At 35.3% G+C, this 16,736-nt stretch carries 15 protein-coding genes; 5 read left to right on the top strand and 10 right to left on the bottom strand.

Features of this window, described 5'->3' with window-relative positions; translation table 11 throughout:
* Positions 1 to 168: 168 nt before the first annotated feature.
* The 5 genes from V3595_RS27815 to V3595_RS27835 form a co-directional block, all read right to left on the bottom strand.
* Positions 169 to 351, bottom strand: a complete 183-nt coding sequence (locus V3595_RS27815) for a hypothetical protein (RefSeq protein ID WP_485911118.1) — start codon at positions 349 to 351, stop codon at positions 169 to 171.
* A 186-nt stretch (positions 352 to 537) separates the two neighbouring features.
* Positions 538 to 1,059, bottom strand: coding sequence for a hypothetical protein (locus V3595_RS27820; protein WP_053535452.1), 522 nt, complete (start codon positions 1,057 to 1,059; stop codon positions 538 to 540).
* Positions 1,052 to 3,796, bottom strand: a complete 2,745-nt coding sequence (locus tag V3595_RS27825) for a DUF3289 family protein (RefSeq protein ID WP_485911120.1) — start codon at positions 3,794 to 3,796, stop codon at positions 1,052 to 1,054. Before V3595_RS27825 ends, V3595_RS27820 begins: the two co-directional genes overlap by 8 nt.
* A gap of 917 nt (positions 3,797 to 4,713) precedes the next feature.
* Positions 4,714 to 5,376 carry a hypothetical protein gene (locus tag V3595_RS27830; RefSeq protein ID WP_485911122.1) on the bottom strand — a complete coding sequence of 221 codons (663 nt, stop codon included), beginning with the start codon at positions 5,374 to 5,376 and terminating at the stop codon, positions 4,714 to 4,716.
* A 310-nt stretch (positions 5,377 to 5,686) separates the two neighbouring features.
* Positions 5,687 to 6,871, bottom strand: a complete 1,185-nt coding sequence (locus tag V3595_RS27835; protein ID WP_485911124.1) for a YhgE/Pip domain-containing protein — start codon at positions 6,869 to 6,871, stop codon at positions 5,687 to 5,689.
* 175 nt (positions 6,872 to 7,046) lie between these two features.
* Between V3595_RS27835 and V3595_RS27840 the strand changes: the two genes are divergently transcribed.
* Positions 7,047 to 7,664, top strand: coding sequence for a TetR/AcrR family transcriptional regulator (locus tag V3595_RS27840; protein ID WP_485911126.1), 618 nt, complete (start codon positions 7,047 to 7,049; stop codon positions 7,662 to 7,664).
* A gap of 160 nt (positions 7,665 to 7,824) precedes the next feature.
* Here V3595_RS27840 and V3595_RS27845 read toward each other — a convergent pair whose 3' ends face one another.
* Positions 7,825 to 8,370 carry a TetR-like C-terminal domain-containing protein gene (locus tag V3595_RS27845; protein WP_137017567.1) on the bottom strand — a complete coding sequence of 182 codons (546 nt, stop codon included), beginning with the start codon at positions 8,368 to 8,370 and terminating at the stop codon, positions 7,825 to 7,827.
* Positions 8,371 to 8,555: 185 nt separating this feature from the next.
* On the opposite strand from V3595_RS27845, the gene V3595_RS27850 reads away from it, so the two are divergent.
* The 3 genes from V3595_RS27850 (at position 8,556) to V3595_RS27860 (ending at position 11,603) form a co-directional block, all read left to right on the top strand.
* Positions 8,556 to 9,302, top strand: coding sequence for an SDR family oxidoreductase (locus tag V3595_RS27850; protein WP_485911128.1), 747 nt, complete (start codon positions 8,556 to 8,558; stop codon positions 9,300 to 9,302).
* Between the two features lie 294 nt (positions 9,303 to 9,596).
* On the top strand, positions 9,597 to 10,769 hold the full coding sequence (locus V3595_RS27855) for an MFS transporter (protein WP_485911130.1): 1,173 nt from the start codon (positions 9,597 to 9,599) through the stop codon (positions 10,767 to 10,769).
* A gap of 126 nt (positions 10,770 to 10,895) precedes the next feature.
* The gene (locus tag V3595_RS27860) at positions 10,896 to 11,603 is read left to right on the top strand and encodes an SDR family oxidoreductase (RefSeq protein ID WP_485911132.1); all 708 of its coding nucleotides are present in this window, start codon (positions 10,896 to 10,898) and stop codon (positions 11,601 to 11,603) included.
* Between the two features lie 565 nt (positions 11,604 to 12,168).
* Here the strand turns inward: V3595_RS27860 and V3595_RS27865 are convergent.
* Entirely contained in the window at positions 12,169 to 12,396 is a 228-nt protein-coding gene (locus V3595_RS27865; RefSeq protein ID WP_485911134.1) for a hypothetical protein, read from the bottom strand.
* Between the two features lie 664 nt (positions 12,397 to 13,060).
* Positions 13,061 to 14,005, bottom strand: a complete 945-nt coding sequence (locus V3595_RS27870; RefSeq protein ID WP_485911136.1) for a sporulation protein — start codon at positions 14,003 to 14,005, stop codon at positions 13,061 to 13,063.
* A gap of 224 nt (positions 14,006 to 14,229) precedes the next feature.
* Between V3595_RS27870 and V3595_RS27875 the strand changes: the two genes are divergently transcribed.
* Positions 14,230 to 14,412: a hypothetical protein gene (locus tag V3595_RS27875; RefSeq protein WP_137017561.1), complete on the top strand. Its 183-nt coding sequence runs from the start codon at positions 14,230 to 14,232 to the stop codon at positions 14,410 to 14,412.
* A gap of 496 nt (positions 14,413 to 14,908) precedes the next feature.
* Here the strand turns inward: V3595_RS27875 and V3595_RS27880 are convergent, their stop codons facing one another.
* Together V3595_RS27880 and V3595_RS27885 are read right to left on the bottom strand one after the other, a co-directional pair.
* Complete coding sequence (locus tag V3595_RS27880; protein ID WP_485911139.1) at positions 14,909 to 15,337, bottom strand: MarR family winged helix-turn-helix transcriptional regulator; 429 nt, start codon at positions 15,335 to 15,337, stop codon at positions 14,909 to 14,911.
* Between the two features lie 254 nt (positions 15,338 to 15,591).
* Positions 15,592 to 16,218, bottom strand: a complete 627-nt coding sequence (locus V3595_RS27885; RefSeq protein ID WP_485911141.1) for a fumarylacetoacetate hydrolase family protein — start codon at positions 16,216 to 16,218, stop codon at positions 15,592 to 15,594.
* Positions 16,219 to 16,736 lie beyond the last annotated feature (518 nt).

Here is a 16,736-nt window from a genome sequence, read left to right on the forward strand (position 1 = left end):
TTGAGTTAGAGTGGTGTCTTACTCATATCTTACTGAGGAGCCCTATTTTTTTCAAAGCTGAAAAATAACGAACTACAGGAATGCTATCCTGCCCCGATAGTTCCATAAAGAAAAAGCTGCCTTAAAAACAGCTCTGATCTTCAGCTAACCCACCTGTTAGCTTAACAATTATTCTTTATCTTGGTGCATCAAATTCAATTGGAAGAAAATAGCGCTTAATAAAGCTATTATCATTCCTAACATTGCAGCATAGCCAGAAAATACTTCATTTCCCTCGAAAACACTACAAATAACTATTCCGCCAATTCCACCGAAAACTAATATTAATAACCAAACAACTAAAGGTACCATTTTATCCCCCCGTACTTTTTATCTGTATATCATATTTTACCATTGCTTATGCAACTATCCTGCCCCGATAGTTGCATAAGAAAAGAGCTGCCTTAAAGACAGCTCCGATCTTCAGATAAAGCCAACCATTAGTTCATTAAGAAAGGCAATTACCATTTTATTACTTTCCGGGGTATGGTTAGAGTATCACTCAACAAGCTGATCCTCAATAAAATGCTTACTCTTGATAACCTTTCCTTCCTTATTTTTATCATAAACATTGTATTCTTTTTGTGTTTCAGCATCTGACCAAATGATATATGCAATTAGATCATTCTTATGATGTTCTAGCCGATCTGTATTCATGTAACTTTCATCAAGCTGCCAGTCTCTTGGCAAATCCTCACTTTCCCTATAAAAGGATATATCAAAAATCCTGTTTTTTCCTTCTATTACTTTCATTTCTTCTTCAACCGAATGTTCCTTACTGTATTTTTCAACTATTTCTTTCAATTCAATTAAATCTTTTGGTGGATTTAGAATCATATAATGCTTTTTAACAGTCACATCTTCTTCATCCTTTTTACCAAAGATCTCTTCTGTATTTTCAATTTCGAAAATCTTTGTTTCCCCACTTGATTCCTCATTCTTTTTACATCCAATTAAGTTTAATGGAATTAAGAATATACAAATCATTAAAACTATAATTTTCAAATTAACTTTAATCACTCAATTTCCCCTCAAATGGTACATCCATTTCCATTACAGTAACAAAGGGCTTATATTTGCCATTATATTCATCATAATGCTGTAAGACAAACCAGGAACGGAATCCTGCTAAGTTGACATACTCCTTCTCAACATCTGGCCGATCCAACCCAAAATGATCATATAAACGAACACGCATGACTCCTTTAAAATGATTATTCTCTACAGAAAAATCTTTTACGGATACCGTATTCCCCCAAGTATCATTTACTGTAATTGTAAGTCCACCTACTCGATCACTCCAAGTGCTAAACGTCGGATAACTAGCATTTCTCTGTATCAAATTATAAAATTCATTTGTATTCTTTGTACTTTTATCCAACTTAAGTGCTGCCAAATTACCTCCATTTTTCTTTAGCTCATCAACTAAGGCATTTTTGACAAATTCAACATAGGCTTTCGTTGTTTCATGCTCACTCGCTTCTTTAGTTAAAGTCTGGTTTTTGTACTCTTTACCAGTTCCCTCTTTAAAATGATTAATCATATCTAAAATAACATCTTCCATATCTCCCATGGAAAACAAGCTTGTTGTCATATCCTCGAACTCATAAAAGAGAATACTTGGGAAATAAGATTCAAGTAATTGGAACCTGAACATCCAGCTAATGTCTTTTATTTCATCTTCTGTATAATCATTTGTTTTCATATCATTCGCTACATTTCCATTTTCATCATAGCCTTCTGGTCTATCTGATTGATAAATTTCTGTATCGGTAAAATCAGAGTACAACGGTCTCAAATCCTCATTATCAAACTTTCCATCTCCGTCACTATCTTTTCGGTCAGGGAAACTGGTTGGAAAGAAACCTTCAAAATGAATTTCAACTCCAAAAATTTCTACCGTGAATGATTTTAATTGCCCCATTTCTTGCCCATCGGTTAATCCATCTCCGTCACTATCCTTCTTGTTAGGATCTGAGTAAATTATACCGTACGGTGTTTTCATTCCTTCAATTTCATAGCTGTCGTATAAGCCATCCCCGTCCGAATCTGTTTTATCAATTTCTACATCACCTGATATACCATTTTCGGCATCTCTTCCTACAACACCTACTGTCTTCGTTGCAAGATTGTTAAGCAGATCTTTATTTTCATCATGCGTCCTTGAGTAGTCTATTTCCCGTTTCCATAGCTCCAACCATTTTGCCTTATCAACAACCAAATATTCACCAAAGTGAGTAGTTTCCACACTTATTGTATTTTTACTTGTATCTAACACAGTGTTAATGCTTTCAAACATTTCCTCGTCTTCATTGTACCAAATGATGGCTAGATCATCTTCCAACGTGTCTCCGAGCTTCGCTTCATCATAAGTAAACTGAATGCTTGCTTTCTCAAATTCTGATTGCGTATTGATGCTTACAGGAGAACCAATAATACCGTGTAAATTAGTTGTTTTAATATTTATGTTGTTTGTACTGCTAATTCTAGTCGTTTTATTAATATTATCCTTTGCACTAAACTCAACTTCTACGCTTTTAATTTCTGATTTATCAGGCTGAATCAATGATTTACTAATCGATTGTTTATAGAGTTCTTGTGAATCCTCGCTTCCGTCATTGTCGCCGTCTGCAGCATTCGGATTTGTCATTAAAGCATATTCATCTCCATCACTTAACCCATCGTTATCTGTATCATACTTATTAGGTAATGAATCGAACTGATGTACTTCAAATCCGTCAGTTAAATCATCTTGGTCCGAATCTCCCTTAGTCAAATTTGTTTGATTAGCTTGCTCGTCTTTATTACTCAGGCCGTCTTCATCGATATCTTCATCTGCATCACTTATGCCATTACGATCTGTATCATTTTTTGTCGGGGAAATAAATGATTTAACCTCATATTCAATATTGTCCTGCAATCCATCACCATCTGTATCCTTTTTAAATGGATTCATTCCCTCTAGGAATTCTATTCCATCTGTTATAGTATCGCCATCCGTTTCAGAGGTAGATTCAAAGAATTCTGTGTTAAATGAATAGCCTGCTTTTTCAAGTCCGAATAACACTTGTTTATATGCATTTTGATAGGATTTTGATGCAGGGACAGCTAGATCTTTTTCTAGAAACTCATTACCTTTTTCAGACATTTTCCCAGCGTTATTCAAATGAGCTTTTAGTTTATTTCCTTTGTGATCTGCTTGATCGGAGATATCCTTTAAGATGCCGATAGCATTTTTATTGACAATTTTATCCGATAAATAAAAATTAAAGAGTATATCTGCAAGTAATACTTCAGTTGGTTCATTAAAATCGTTTTTTGTTACATACCCCCATAGACATATGGTTAACTTATGTTTGATTTCCAAGAGCCGATCACTTTTAAGAACCGACTCATGTATATACTCCTCTTGAACAGCTTGTTCATATTGGTTAATCAATTGTTGAAGTACATCAAGTTCATTAATATCTTTTTGTTTAAAGTCTCCGATTTCATCAAATTCCGCTATCAGTTTAGAATCAAACTTAGCATTAGTTTCTTTTAAGACTGTCGCGAAACGCTTTAATTCATTTATTGCAATCTGATCATAGATTTTTGCAATTCTGGTGTCCTCATAGAATTCATATTCACTTAACCACTGTTTTACATTTTGCTCACTAGAGTTATTGCCCTTGGCAACCACCGCTTGCCCAATTCCGCCGAAAATCATTGCAAAGATCAATAAAAAACTCAATATACTTTTTACTTTATTTTTCAACATGATAATCACCTCTATAAAAATATTAATTTAACCTATATACATATCATGGTTCCCATCCAAAGAAATACTGTCAAAATCCTTGAGTTAATGTCATTAAATGAACTCCTTTACAATTGTTATTTTCTAATAGCAACTAGTTAGTACCTATCAAAAGCAAAATAGGAATTTACTCCAAATAACGCTAATTCTGAATATTCTGAAATTACCTAAATCAGAAAGACACCTAGTGCATTGCCTTTTTAAATTAACCGAACATAAATAAATCTTTGAACCAATAGATTTTCGGACTGTAAACCAATGAATGATTCCCGTTTAGCTCCTCAACCGTTTATATGAAACGTGTCAGGGGATGATGCTTTTTGTTCCTTGGACTTTGCCGAAAATGCAAAAAGCATTGAAGAGCATAAAATAAACAGTAACAGCTCTTATAGTTCCTTGAGGGATAAACTCATTTTTTCTCCTTTCCTTCCTAAAAAATAATTTTTTCAACTAAGTATTAGTTTACAGATTAAAAATATGGATTATAAGGTAAATATTTCCTATATATTTTTATCAGACTTATGAATTAATGATCTAATTTTAGAGATTAAACCAATATATAGCCAATTTTCTTTAAATCCACCTTTTAATTCAGATGTACTTTCCTTTTCCTATAAGAAACCCCCTTTAGATAACCACAAAGGGGTAAAGCATCGTAACTTTTTTGCAAACATCGCAACTTTATTCAAAAGATCGCATTTTTTTATAAACAACGTAACTTTATTTTAGATACCACACTCTGTACAATTTTAGGGTTCATTTCTTTAGCCATTGCGGGTTTACTATGTAACCGATGAACGAACAAAAAAGACCTTCAATTGAAGGTCTTTACTCATATGAGGAACAATGTAGATAAAGGCCCCTCCCTTAATGTGTCAATAAGACCATTTCTCATCATCTGTAACCCACTGATTTTTCTTTAAATCAAAGGATTCATAATCATCGTGAAGAGAAAAGTAGGCTGGCAATGTGATTGCTTGTCCATCTGCTTTTTTCCAGCAATCTGCGACCCAAGTAGCAAACGCTTGTTTTTCTGCAAGGTTAATTTCTTCTTCATTTTTTTCGTAGAAATCCCAAAAGTCTTCTGTTTGATTACCTAAAAGGTGGGTGTATCTTACATTTTCAATCATACCCAGACTACCTGCAAAGATAGTAGAATCCTTCCCCTCGTTAAAGACTTCATTAGCCTGTCTATCCATTGAGAACATAGTAATGGATAAGTTAAACTCGGAAGGATCATCTACAAATGCTACAAAATCCAATAATTCCACTTTAGAGTAAATGGTGTATTTATGTAACTCCTTTATATTACTGATTAATGTTTCCGATTTTGCTTCAAGGTTTTCTTCGACTGACTTCAGATAACTGTCTACCGTATAAAGAGATTTGACCTCTTCATCTTCTTTGACTGTTTTTTCTTCATCTTCTTTGACTATTTTTTCTTCAGAATTGGCTTTCTTATTCTCCGTGTTTAATGCTTCACAACCTATTAACCCCAATAATAAAATAAAAAATAAAACAAGTGATGCTTTTTTCAAATATTCTCCTCATCTCTATAACTTTTCCATCATACTTCAACCAATTATACCAAACCTTATACCTAAACGATCTCCGAAGCATACAAAAAAATACCCGACAAGGATTCCAAGCAGGTCATCTTTACCAGAGGCGCTAATGCCGTTTCCAATAATCCATAAGAAAAAGCTGCCTTAAAGACAGCTCCGATCATCAGCTAAACCACCCGTTAGTTCACTTACTCAATAAAAAGAGTCGTTTCCCTATAAGAGAACCGACTCTTTTGGTAAATATGGCACAAAGTGACCAACGTCGTATCCCTGCAATTACTTTTTATATATTTCGAGAATCGGATACTGCCTTCTTCACTCCATCACGTTTTAAAGCAGTACCCAGTATCACAATCATGCTTACTAATCCAATCCAAACAAGAACAGAAACAGGCGTATTCCAGGTTAAGCCTTCCCCAAAGAAGAATAATCCTCGTAGCCCTTCTACCATAAATCGCATTGGCAACCAAGAGTAAATCCAATCCCGATAAAATGGAGACATCATTTCAGGTGCCATTGCCAGTAAAGGGGCACCGAAGAAAAGCATTAAGATAAAAATAGGCATACCTTTAAGCCCCAATAGTGAAAGTACAGTTAATATCATTAGAAAAAAGCTAAAGGATGTAATTGATAAAAATAAAGCCGTATCCATGAAATTCGGAATATTTAAACCAACCATACCATCTGCCATCCAGGTTAAGCCTAATCCAATTACCAGAGCTACAACCGCACCCATTAAAATTTGCCCGACCTTTGTGACAAGGTTTTCTTTTCTAGTACGGATCGGCATTTTGCTAATGGAAATAAAGATTATCGCAGCACTTGCCAAACTAGCCATCCATAATGGCTGGAATAAGGAAACAGGAGCATTTCCATTCGCACTATTCGTGCCGATTTCATTGACATTTGTTACTTTCTTAGCGATTGGAACTGCGAGGCTTGCTGCCTGTTTTGCAGTCAAAGTTGCTCCTTGTTTTTCAAAACCATCAAGTAGTTGTTTTCGGACAGTGTTGTTCATGTTGTCAACTACTCCATTCAAGACCTGTCCTGCCATCGCTGAAGCAGCCGTATTCATTCCCTGATTAATAAATATTTGTACTTCTGGTCCAGAAGGTGCTGGTGTCCTTAATGATGCCTGATTAGCACTGAAATCTTTCGGAATGACCAATGCTGCATAATATTTTTGTTCATCCATTCCTTTTTGTGCTTCCTCTGCTGTTTTTACTTCAACCCATTTTACAACAGGGTCTTCATCTGTTGTTGTGTTTTTTTCCATCATTTCAATAATCGTTTGCCCCATGTTCATCTTTGGTTGATTAGGAATTTCCACTCCTTCATCCTCATTTACGATTGCAATCGGCAGATTTTTCGGTTGTGGTTGAACCGATGGAACTAATGTCAGTGAAAAAATAAAAATAACTGCAAATGCGATGATCGGTGAAACCAATACCAGTTTATTTTTCAACATATTTTACTCTCCTTGTTTTGGGTTATATTATAATAAAGAACAACCTGTTGTTTTATTTACTACATTCAAATTATAATTTGGGGACTAGTTCTGTTTCAATAATCAAAAATGGCACATGTGTTGGTTACGGTACACATTTTATAAATGTGTTGGATAAAATTAAGGAGGAATTAACTTGCTAGATAGTAATACCGATTTACGGATCATTCGAACAAAAGAGTGCATCCGAAATGCACTAGTAGAATTAATCGATGAAAAAGGGTTGAAAGCAATTACGGTTAAAGACATAACTACCAGAGCAAACATTAATAGAGGAACATTTTATGCACACTATCAAGACAAATTTGATTTAATGACGAAATACGAAGAAGAAATCATGCTTGAAATGTCCAGAATTGCAAAGCAGAACTTTCCAGATGTTATTGCCGCACTTGGAACCGACTCTCCGACTTTAGCACCATTTACCCTCGCAGTTTCAATATTTGAGTATTTTAATGAAAATAGTGGATTTATGAAAGCTGTGTTAGGTCCGAAAGGAGATTTATCATTTCAAACAAGACTGAAAGATTTTATGTGGAAAACACTGTTTGGAAATAATCCAAACGCACTTATTAAAGAGGAAAATTTACTTGTTCCAGGACAATATTTTACTTCTTACGTCGCATCTGCACATATAGGAGTAGTTCAACAATGGTTGGATAGTGGCAGGAAAGAATCCCCTCAAGAAATGGCTCGTATCCTATCAACCATTACAGTTAATGGTCCCTTCTTTGCAGCTGGTTTGAAAAAATAAATCACACAAGGATAAAGGGACAATACCATGAAAAATAGGTACTGTCCCTTTATTATTAATATGCTTATACAACTACCCCGATAGTGTATATAGAAAGCTGTATTAAAGACAGCTCCGATCTTCATTTAATAAACAAGAGAGGTTTTTCATGCGATAAAATCTATAAAATCCTCTCTAATAAATCCCCCACTTTTTCTGCCATTTCCTCTGGTGGATAAGGCATGCCATTTTTCAGCCACCATTCCACTACACCTACATAAGCATTTGCAACAAATTCAACAACTACATCTTCGCTTTGACCTAAATTTTTGCCTTTTGTTATATCCACGTCTTTTTTGAACTCTTCGATATTATGCTGAACAAACCGGCTGCGAAAGTACGGAGCTCCTTCACTCACCAACATCGTCGAAAAAAATAAATAATTACTTTCTAGATATTCCATGCAGTGTACAGTCGATTCAATCCAATCCATTTCAGCTTCCGACTCACAAAGGTTAACCATGTTATTGATATGTTCTTCTATGATCTTATCCAACAGATCAAATTTATCCAAGTAATGAAGATAAACAGTTGCACGGTTAATATTTGCCCTGTCAGAAATATCCTGAATGGTAATGCTATCGAAATTTTTTTCTGACATCAATTCAAGAAATGCTTTTTTAATTGCATCTTGTGTTCTAACAATTCTTCTATCCACTTTTGCCATGTTATTAACACCATACTTTCCTTGAGATAGTCGACAATTTTTATAGATTTGTTGTTTAAACATCAAAACTGATTAAATTAACGATTTATATGCCTTGTTTTGTTTATATTTATATTTTAAATTATAGACAGATGTCGAGAAAACATCAATTGTAGTTTTATTTTAATTTGAAAGGATGAAACGAAATGACAATTGAAAACAAAGTAATTATAATCACTGGAGCCTCATCTGGAATTGGTGAAGCAACTGCAAAATTATTGGCCAGTAAAGGTGCCAAAGTTGTTTTGGGCGCTCGTCGCGAAGACAAATTAAAAGCATTGACTGAGGAAATTCAAAAAGCTGGTGGACAAGCTGCTTATCGCGTCACAGATGTAGTTAATCCAGATGATAGTCAGCAGCTTATTCAACAAGCTAAAGACACTTTTGGCGGTGTCGATGTAATCTTCTTGAACGCTGGAATAATGCCTAATTCACCACTTTCCGAATTAAAAACTGACGAATGGAACAGTATGGTTGACGTTAATATTAAAGGTGTATTGAATGGTATCGCCGCAGTATTGCCAACATTTACATCGCAAAAGTCTGGACATATCATCACTACTTCATCAGTAGCTGGGCTTAAGGCTTACCCAGGCGGTGCGGTTTATGGCGCAACAAAGTGGGCTGTTCGTGATTTAATGGAAGTTTTGCGTATGGAATCTGCCCAAGAAGGTACTAACATCCGCACAGCAACTATTTATCCAGCAGCGATCAACACGGAATTGTTGGATACGATTACTGATAAGAATACTTCAGAAGGTATGACTGCGTTGTACGAACAATATGGTATTGCACCTGATCGAGTTGCCAATATTGTGGCATTCGCAATTGATCAGCCAGAAGATACGAACATTAATGAGTTTACAATTGGACCAACAAGTCAACCTTGGTAATAATTACAAGATAAAACTAAGAGCTATTCATTTTCTAAAGCTTAGGCTGTCGAGGAGACCTCGACAGCCTGGCACATTATACTTTGGAATTTATTCAGAGACAGGAACAAAGAGGAGTTCAAAAAAACTGATATCGTTTATCGGGCTGGATATTAATGGGGAAATAACTAAATGGATACTGTTATCACTCATTGAAAAAGTTACTAAATGATATAGGTAAAGGTACACCCTTAAATAACTCCCCCTTTACGCAACTACAAAATGACACTGTACTGAAAGAAGGTGATCCATTTTATGACTAAACGAAATAACTTGTTGATTTTTATATTGACCATAGGAGTTTTCGGCATCATAAATACCGAAATGGGGGTTATTGGGTTAATGCCCTCCATTGCTGATCACTTCAATGTCAGCATATCAAAAGCAGGATTGCTAGTGAGTCTTTTTGCTCTTACTATTGCTGTATCAGGACCAACGATGCCGTTATTGTTTTCCGGGATAAATCGTAAGAAGGTCATGTTACTCGTATTAGGAGTTTTCGTTATTGGAAGCATTGTATCCATATTTACATCTAATTTTACCATTCTATTAATTGCTCGTATAATTCCAGCCTTTTTTCATCCAATTTATTGTTCTTTGGCATTTACAGTAGCTGCTTCCTCAGTAAGTAAAGAAGAAGCTCCAAAAGCTGTTTCTAAAGTATTTATCGGAGTATCTGCTGGTATGGTAGCCGGCGTACCGATCGCAAGTTTTATTGATAGTGCCGTTTCGTTTGAAATGGCGATGGCATTCTTTGCTATTGTTAATGCTATTGTATTCATTGCTACATTGATTTTTGTACCATCTATGCCTGTTGAGGAAAGACTTTCTTATGGTACACAACTTTCCGTATTAAAAAAACCTATTATTTGGCTATCCATCGTGACTGTCATTTTATTAAACTTAGCTATATTTGGGGTTTATAGTTATTTTGCTGAATATCTGAAAACAGTAACGAATATGTCCCCGAATACCATAAGTTTAACGTTATTCGTCTTCGGTGGGGCCAGTATTATCGGAAACATTGTCGCAGGAAATTTACTTACTCATAGTGCCATTAAGTCTGTAGTATCTTTTCCTTTGTTATTGGGTGCTGTTTACATCATTTTATTCTTCACAGGACAATTTACCGTACCTATGGAAATTATAACTTTAATTTGGGGAATATTAGCTGGAGGAATAATGGCAAATATTAATCAATATTTGATTGCGTCTTCAGCTCCCGAAGCGCCTGATTTCGCCAATGGCTTATTTATATCGTCCTGTAACGTAGGAACAACAATTGGTGCAGCTGCAGGCGGGTTATTTATATCAGAACTGGGTACACAATACGTCGTATTAGTAGGAATTCTATCATTGATACTAAGTTTGGTAACCATCTTACTTAGAAACTTTATGTTTACACCTACACAACAACTATCTAGATAATTCTATAAGAGTTTTCTTTTCATTATTGCTTTCTTTTCCCTGCCATACTTTCTTTTATTAAACTTCTAGGGTGTGGAAAATTCTACTCTGGCCCAAGATTAGTAGCCGAATAAAGGAGGATATTTTATGTCAAAGGATATAAAAGTTGCACTTGTCACTGGGGGGAACCGAGGAATTGGATATGAGCTGGTCAAACAATTGGCTTTGAATAGTTTTAAGGTCATTTTGGCAAGTCGTGATCCAGAAATGGGGCATGAAGTTACGCAAAAACTTAAGGAGTCAAATCTTGACGTGTCGTTTCTTGTAATGGATGTAGACAATCAAGAAAGCATCCATCAAGCTGCAATTACTGTAAATGAGCAATATGGAAGATTAGACGTATTGATTAATAATGCTGGCGTGTATTTGGATGAGAATAAAAATTTAGTGACTATGGACAATTCCATTCTGGAGAAAACAATGGCAACCAATTTCTTTGGAGTTTACCATGTGATCCGTTCCTTTATGCCCCTCATGGAAAAGCAAGGCTATGGGAGAATCATTAATGTTTCCTCAGAATACGGGGCGATGACCGAAATGTCATATCCAGGAGTAGGAGCTTATAAAATGTCTAAATTTGCCCTGAATGGATTGACACGATTGGTAGCTGCAGAAATCAAAGGTGATATCAAAATAAATGCGGTCGATCCGGGATGGGTAAGTACAGATATGGGTGGATCATCTGCTCCAAGAACACCCAAGCAAGCAGCTGAGTCTATCCTGTGGTTAGCAACTATTGGACCTGAAGGACCTAATGGTGGGTTTTTTAGAGATGGAAAACAAATCGATTGGTAACATAACAGTATAAACACATTATTCTGTGTTTAAGTGTGGTTCGAAACATTAAATACTTTATGCAACTATCCTGCCAAAATAGTTGCATAAAGAAAAAGCTGCCTTAAAGACAGCTCTGGACTTCAGCAAAGGCATCCGTTAGTATACCCATTTATCCCTAATGAATAAACGAATAAATAAGAGAAAAGGGGATTAAAGATTCAAGGTCTTATTTTATTGCAATAAGCAACAAACTAAAATGAAAAATGACCATTTTTAAGGAAAATATAAAGTTCAGTATCGATCTCTATATGTGGTTCAATCCCCTCTTCGACTAATTGATTTTTTCTTTGTCAAACAATACTCTCAATATCATCGATATTTGCTTAACGATATTACACCTGCTTTCTCTAATAACTCTATAGCTATATCATCAAGTTTATTGGTCGTTATATCAGGAATTATTTCTTGTACCAATTTATCTCTAATGTAGGCAACTACTTCATTATCTTTTATCATCAATATAAACAAGGCTAAATTTTTCCTCGATTAAGAAAATGGCCAAAAAAAGATCTAGTCCAATTGACTAGATTCTCTTTTTAATTTCTTCCCTTAATGATTCAATGATAGTACCTGATATATTTGCTGGAAGAGATGAATTACCCTCAAAAACCCATGTATTAATTACTTCAAGATCTTCTTTTTTAAAAGTAATGCTATAATCTTTATATTTGTGAGTAAAATCAGCTGTAACCGATTCTTCACCATCAAACTCGTCATCAATAATCATATTTTTTATTTCATATGGCTTCACAATGTAATCTCCTTTTTATCATTCTTGTATATAGAATTGGCTTTATATGATTGTTTATTCATTTTTTTCACGCCAAAAACCAAAGGAGATGAAAGCATTAAACCAATTCAGAAATCAAAAAGTCGATACCATCATTAACTTTGTGGTTATCTCTAAAGGAGTTATAGGTATAGTTGGGCATTATTATTTTCTCTCCTTCAATTCTTCATTTTACAGATAATAATAATTTCCCCAAAAGGTTGTATAACCAAAAAAACCCTTATATTTTAATTTAGGATGAAAAAGGTTACCTACATCAGACTGTAGAACCTCGAACGTCGATTGGAACTCCAGGCACTCGCTTTCCGCGGGCGGTCCGGGAGCCTCCTCGGCGCTTTTGCGCCTGTGGGGTCTCCCCTCGACGAGCTTTTCCCGCAGGAGTCTGCACCTTCCGTTCCAATCAACTTTAATTAGGCTGAAAGCGGCTTTGGGTAATGTTTAAGTGTTCAGGTCTTATTACAGGTTTTTTATCTGAATTCTCAACTTGCGAAAACTCTTTTTATAGATTTTCATTATTCTGGATTTCTAATAAATCCACTTCCATTACATTGGTTTCCCCAATAAAGTCGGGAACAAAAAGAGTCTTTAATTATATTGGTTAACATAGGACTATTTAATGGCTTACTTAGGATTCCCCATCCCCACTATCAAAAAATGAATCAAATCCTCCATCAAGATCTTCTGTTGCTTCTTCAAACATTTCCCCAACATCAAAACCATCCACCATCTCAGTAAATAACATCGACCCTAAAACACCAACTGCTAATCCACCAACCATTCCAGGTATAGCGTTTCCTAATTGGGAAGCGCGACCATGATGATGGTTTGTGGAATAAGAGAACGGCTGTGTAAAAGCATAAGGCTGATCAATAGCTTCCGTTATATACTTTCCAAGTAGTTTATGAAGATCGGCTTCATGCTCGAGAACATTCTTACTTAAATAAAACTCACGTTTTGCTTCAATTTCCTTGTAGCCGCTTTTACAGTCAACTTCCATCCAGACCCGGATACCTGATTCTTCATTGGCAAACCGCATTTCAACTTCATTTACCTGTCCCATGAATTGTTGAGTGGGAAAAAAAGCAAATTCCTGTCCATATTGGTCGAGTTTGCCCGAGTTTGCTGTCTCGCGAAAACCTAATTGAGCCATTGCATTAAATATGAATGAGATAGATTTCTGGGATTGTATGACCAGCCGGTCTACATCTTTACGATCAACTCCGCCCTCAATATCAAGATGTGTATCCAGATAGTATGAGACAGTTCCCCTTGAAATAGGTATATTCGTAGGTAGGAGATAATGAAACGGAATGACCTTACGTTCTTTGGGGTGAATACAATCTCGATTAACTAATGGTATATGGGCAACTTCCTTAGAAACGCTTCCTTGTTTTAATACCACATTCATCATCAACCGGACAGTCAATTGATTGATTTTCTGTTCCACTTCACCACCTTGAATGACTACCTCCCCTTGAATGCTATCTCCAGCTTGATAATTACGATTATCATATTGTAAATCTACAGTTGCTGCTCCTTTTCCTAAGCTTGCTAATATTTTTTTGAACATGCTTCCTCTTCCCTTCGTCAAACCACTATTAGTATTTATATGTAAAATGGGGCGTAATAAGAAAGGATAAGAAACCTATTTGTATTTCATGAGATTTCTTAATTATCCCTGATAGTATTACGTCGAAAAATGAAATTGGTTTCAAATGATTTTATCGCAGTAGGTGATCTTCATATGATAATGAAGTACATCATCTTTGTTCTGATGCTGGTGGTGATGGACTATTGGACTTTACTTTTCATGAAATAGGTGAAAAACCAAAGGATGTGCCACTGACCGAATACAGCAAGTTAGGGTCACCCATTGAAAGACGGTTGTATAATGCATTCGTGATGAATGGCTATTATGTACAAACACAAGTGAAATTTGGTTCTTATCAATTAACCTTTGATAAACCTTTTATCTGAATGTGGTGGAATGGTGTATCGCTCTTCTCAGCGCGAAAAAGGGACATGATAGAAAGAAAGATACTTATTTGAGGAACAAGGAATAAAGTGATGCGAATAATATAGATTATTGTTTATTTAGTGTGAAAACCAGCAACTGTACGACGAAGCATAGAGAGAGAGAGAGTTTAATTTTCGCTCAAAAAAAATGCCAAGGGCTAACAATTTTGAAAGTACTTTAAAAACAAGAACATCATCTTTGATAAGCTATTTTGAAATGGTCACATTCCCGATTTCCCCATTACTTTATAGCCATGGCATCTAATTAATCCTCGCTGGTCAAACAAACCCATTTCATCCCCTTAAATGCATGCGCTTACATTTAATTCCGCATTATCCCTTCTCTCTTTCTCAACAGATCCGTTCATAGTTACCTTACTGGGCTAAAGGGATATTCCTATCCAAGATATATAGAAATAACCGACTTCACTTATCACTTAAAATTATAAGAACCATATTATAATTTCTGGATTAAGGATTGTAATTCATCTTGAAGGTTTCCTTTTGAAAGAGCAGAGTGCAGAATTTCATGAACAGTATTTAAGGAAATTTGTAGTTTTTCTTCTCCTATTGTAGTTAAACGTGTGTAGATACCTCTACGATCATCTTCACATATATGCCTTTGTAATGCTCCGCAGCTTTTTGCTTCTAGCCTGCCTACCAGCCTTGATATAGCACTTTGGCTTAAACCTACCATCTCTTGTAATTGTTGTAGCCTCAATTGTTTATCGCTTGTTTTCGATAAAAAGTAAAGAACGTAAAACTCTTTTAACGACAGGTTATGATTTTTTTGCAAAGCACTTTCAAGCTCATTCGTAATGCTCATTTGAATACTAGTAAGAGATAGCCAATTATCTAAATACTTCTTTTCTTGGTTGTTTTTCATGCACACATTCCACCCTGTTCTATCCTATATAATTAAAATATTGCACTTTAATTGATTTTCATAAGGCATATAAATAGTTCTAAAATACTCCAAAGCCAGAATTTAATGGTCAAACTTATTTGAAAAAGTGCGTGCCATATTGGCCGTTTCCATGTATGTTATATGGTTCTTCTCATTTTAGACGAGTTTCTTCTTTTTGTCTAAGATTGAGTTATTGCATAAAAAAAAACAGTCAAAATGACTGCCTTTATTCATTAACGCATTGTAACTGAACAGGATCCTATTTCATTTCCACCCCAGTTAAGTGAAAGCTTGTCTTGGTCTGAAAGAGGACCGACGCCACTTGGAGTACCGGTAAAAATTATATCTCCTTTTCCAAGCCCAAAATGCTCTGCTGTAAATTCTATAATGGTTTGCAAATCAAAAAGTAAGTCTTTAATATTTCCGACTTGTACACGCTCTCCATTTTTTAAAAGGGAAAAATCTGATTGTTTACATGCTTCGACACCTGGAAACGGAATAAAACCACTTACAACTGCTGAATTTTTGAATCCTTTAGCCAAAAGCCAAGGGTGCTGTTTTTGTTTTAACTGTGATTGAACATCTCTAAGTGTTAAATCCAACCCAATGGCCATGGCATCTACTATTTCATCTACTTTCATTCCTGATTCGTACTGTTTTGCGATATGTATGACAAGTTCAGTTTCAAAATGAACGGAACCCTGATTACTCGGCAACGTAATGGTCTGTCCATTAGCTTCCACAAGCGAATGAGTCGGTTTTGAAAATAAAAAAGGGGAAGTTGGTATTTCATTATTCAACTCTTTTGCATGCAAGGCATAGTTTCGACCTACACAATAGATATTTTTAATGTCTTTCATATTAAACTCACTCTTTTCTTAATAAATTTAATGATTCGAAAAATAGATGTTTTAATAGTCTCCCAAATTACAATTTGTAAATAAAAAACTCTAATTTAAATACATTTTATATTTTTCTGATTTTTTATACAACCGTTATACTTATAATAAAGAAATCCAAATTGTTAGATATCCTCTTTCCCCATGACGAGAGAACCGCCTTCAAAGAATTGATTATTTCCACCATTTACAACAAGGCCTTTTTTAGCTTCTTCTTATATCTATGAAAGTTTGATAACCTCACTATCAGCTTTTCTATTACAAAGGTACCCCCTATAACCACTATCAGACTAAATAAAAGAGCGCACTCCTTTATTAGAGAAATGCGCCTGATTGGTGAAGGAAGAATTATCACTATTTCATTATGAAAAAAAAAGAGCCAACAAGTTGAACTGCACCCCAATTGTTAGACAACATCTAACAATTGGAGGTGCAGTTTTTTTGACTAAATATACGATAGACGAAAAATCAAATGCAGT

Origin of the sequence: Bacillus sp. CFBP9009 (assembly GCF_036541465.1) — a bacterium.
In the GTDB taxonomy this organism is placed as follows: Bacteria; Bacillota; Bacilli; order Bacillales; family DSM-1321; genus Peribacillus.

Bases quoted from the DNA above. Each gene is read 5' to 3' on its own strand.
- V3595_RS27815 (WP_485911118.1), bottom strand. From the start codon at position 351: ATGGTACCTTTAGTTGTTTGGTTATTAATATTAGTTTTCGGTGGAATT.
- V3595_RS27835 (WP_485911124.1), bottom strand. From the start codon at position 6,871: ATGTTGAAAAATAAACTGGTATTGGTTTCACCGATCATCGCATTTGCA.
- V3595_RS27845 (WP_137017567.1), bottom strand. From the start codon at position 8,370: ATGGCAAAAGTGGATAGAAGAATTGTTAGAACACAAGATGCAATTAAA.
- V3595_RS27850 (WP_485911128.1), top strand. From the start codon at position 8,556: ATGACAATTGAAAACAAAGTAATTATAATCACTGGAGCCTCATCTGGA.
- V3595_RS27855 (WP_485911130.1), top strand. From the start codon at position 9,597: ATGACTAAACGAAATAACTTGTTGATTTTTATATTGACCATAGGAGTT.
- V3595_RS27860 (WP_485911132.1), top strand. From the start codon at position 10,896: ATGTCAAAGGATATAAAAGTTGCACTTGTCACTGGGGGGAACCGAGGA.
- V3595_RS27870 (WP_485911136.1), bottom strand. From the start codon at position 14,005: ATGTTCAAAAAAATATTAGCAAGCTTAGGAAAAGGAGCAGCAACTGTA.
- V3595_RS27880 (WP_485911139.1), bottom strand. From the start codon at position 15,337: ATGAAAAACAACCAAGAAAAGAAGTATTTAGATAATTGGCTATCTCTT.
- V3595_RS27885 (WP_485911141.1), bottom strand. From the start codon at position 16,218: ATGAAAGACATTAAAAATATCTATTGTGTAGGTCGAAACTATGCCTTG.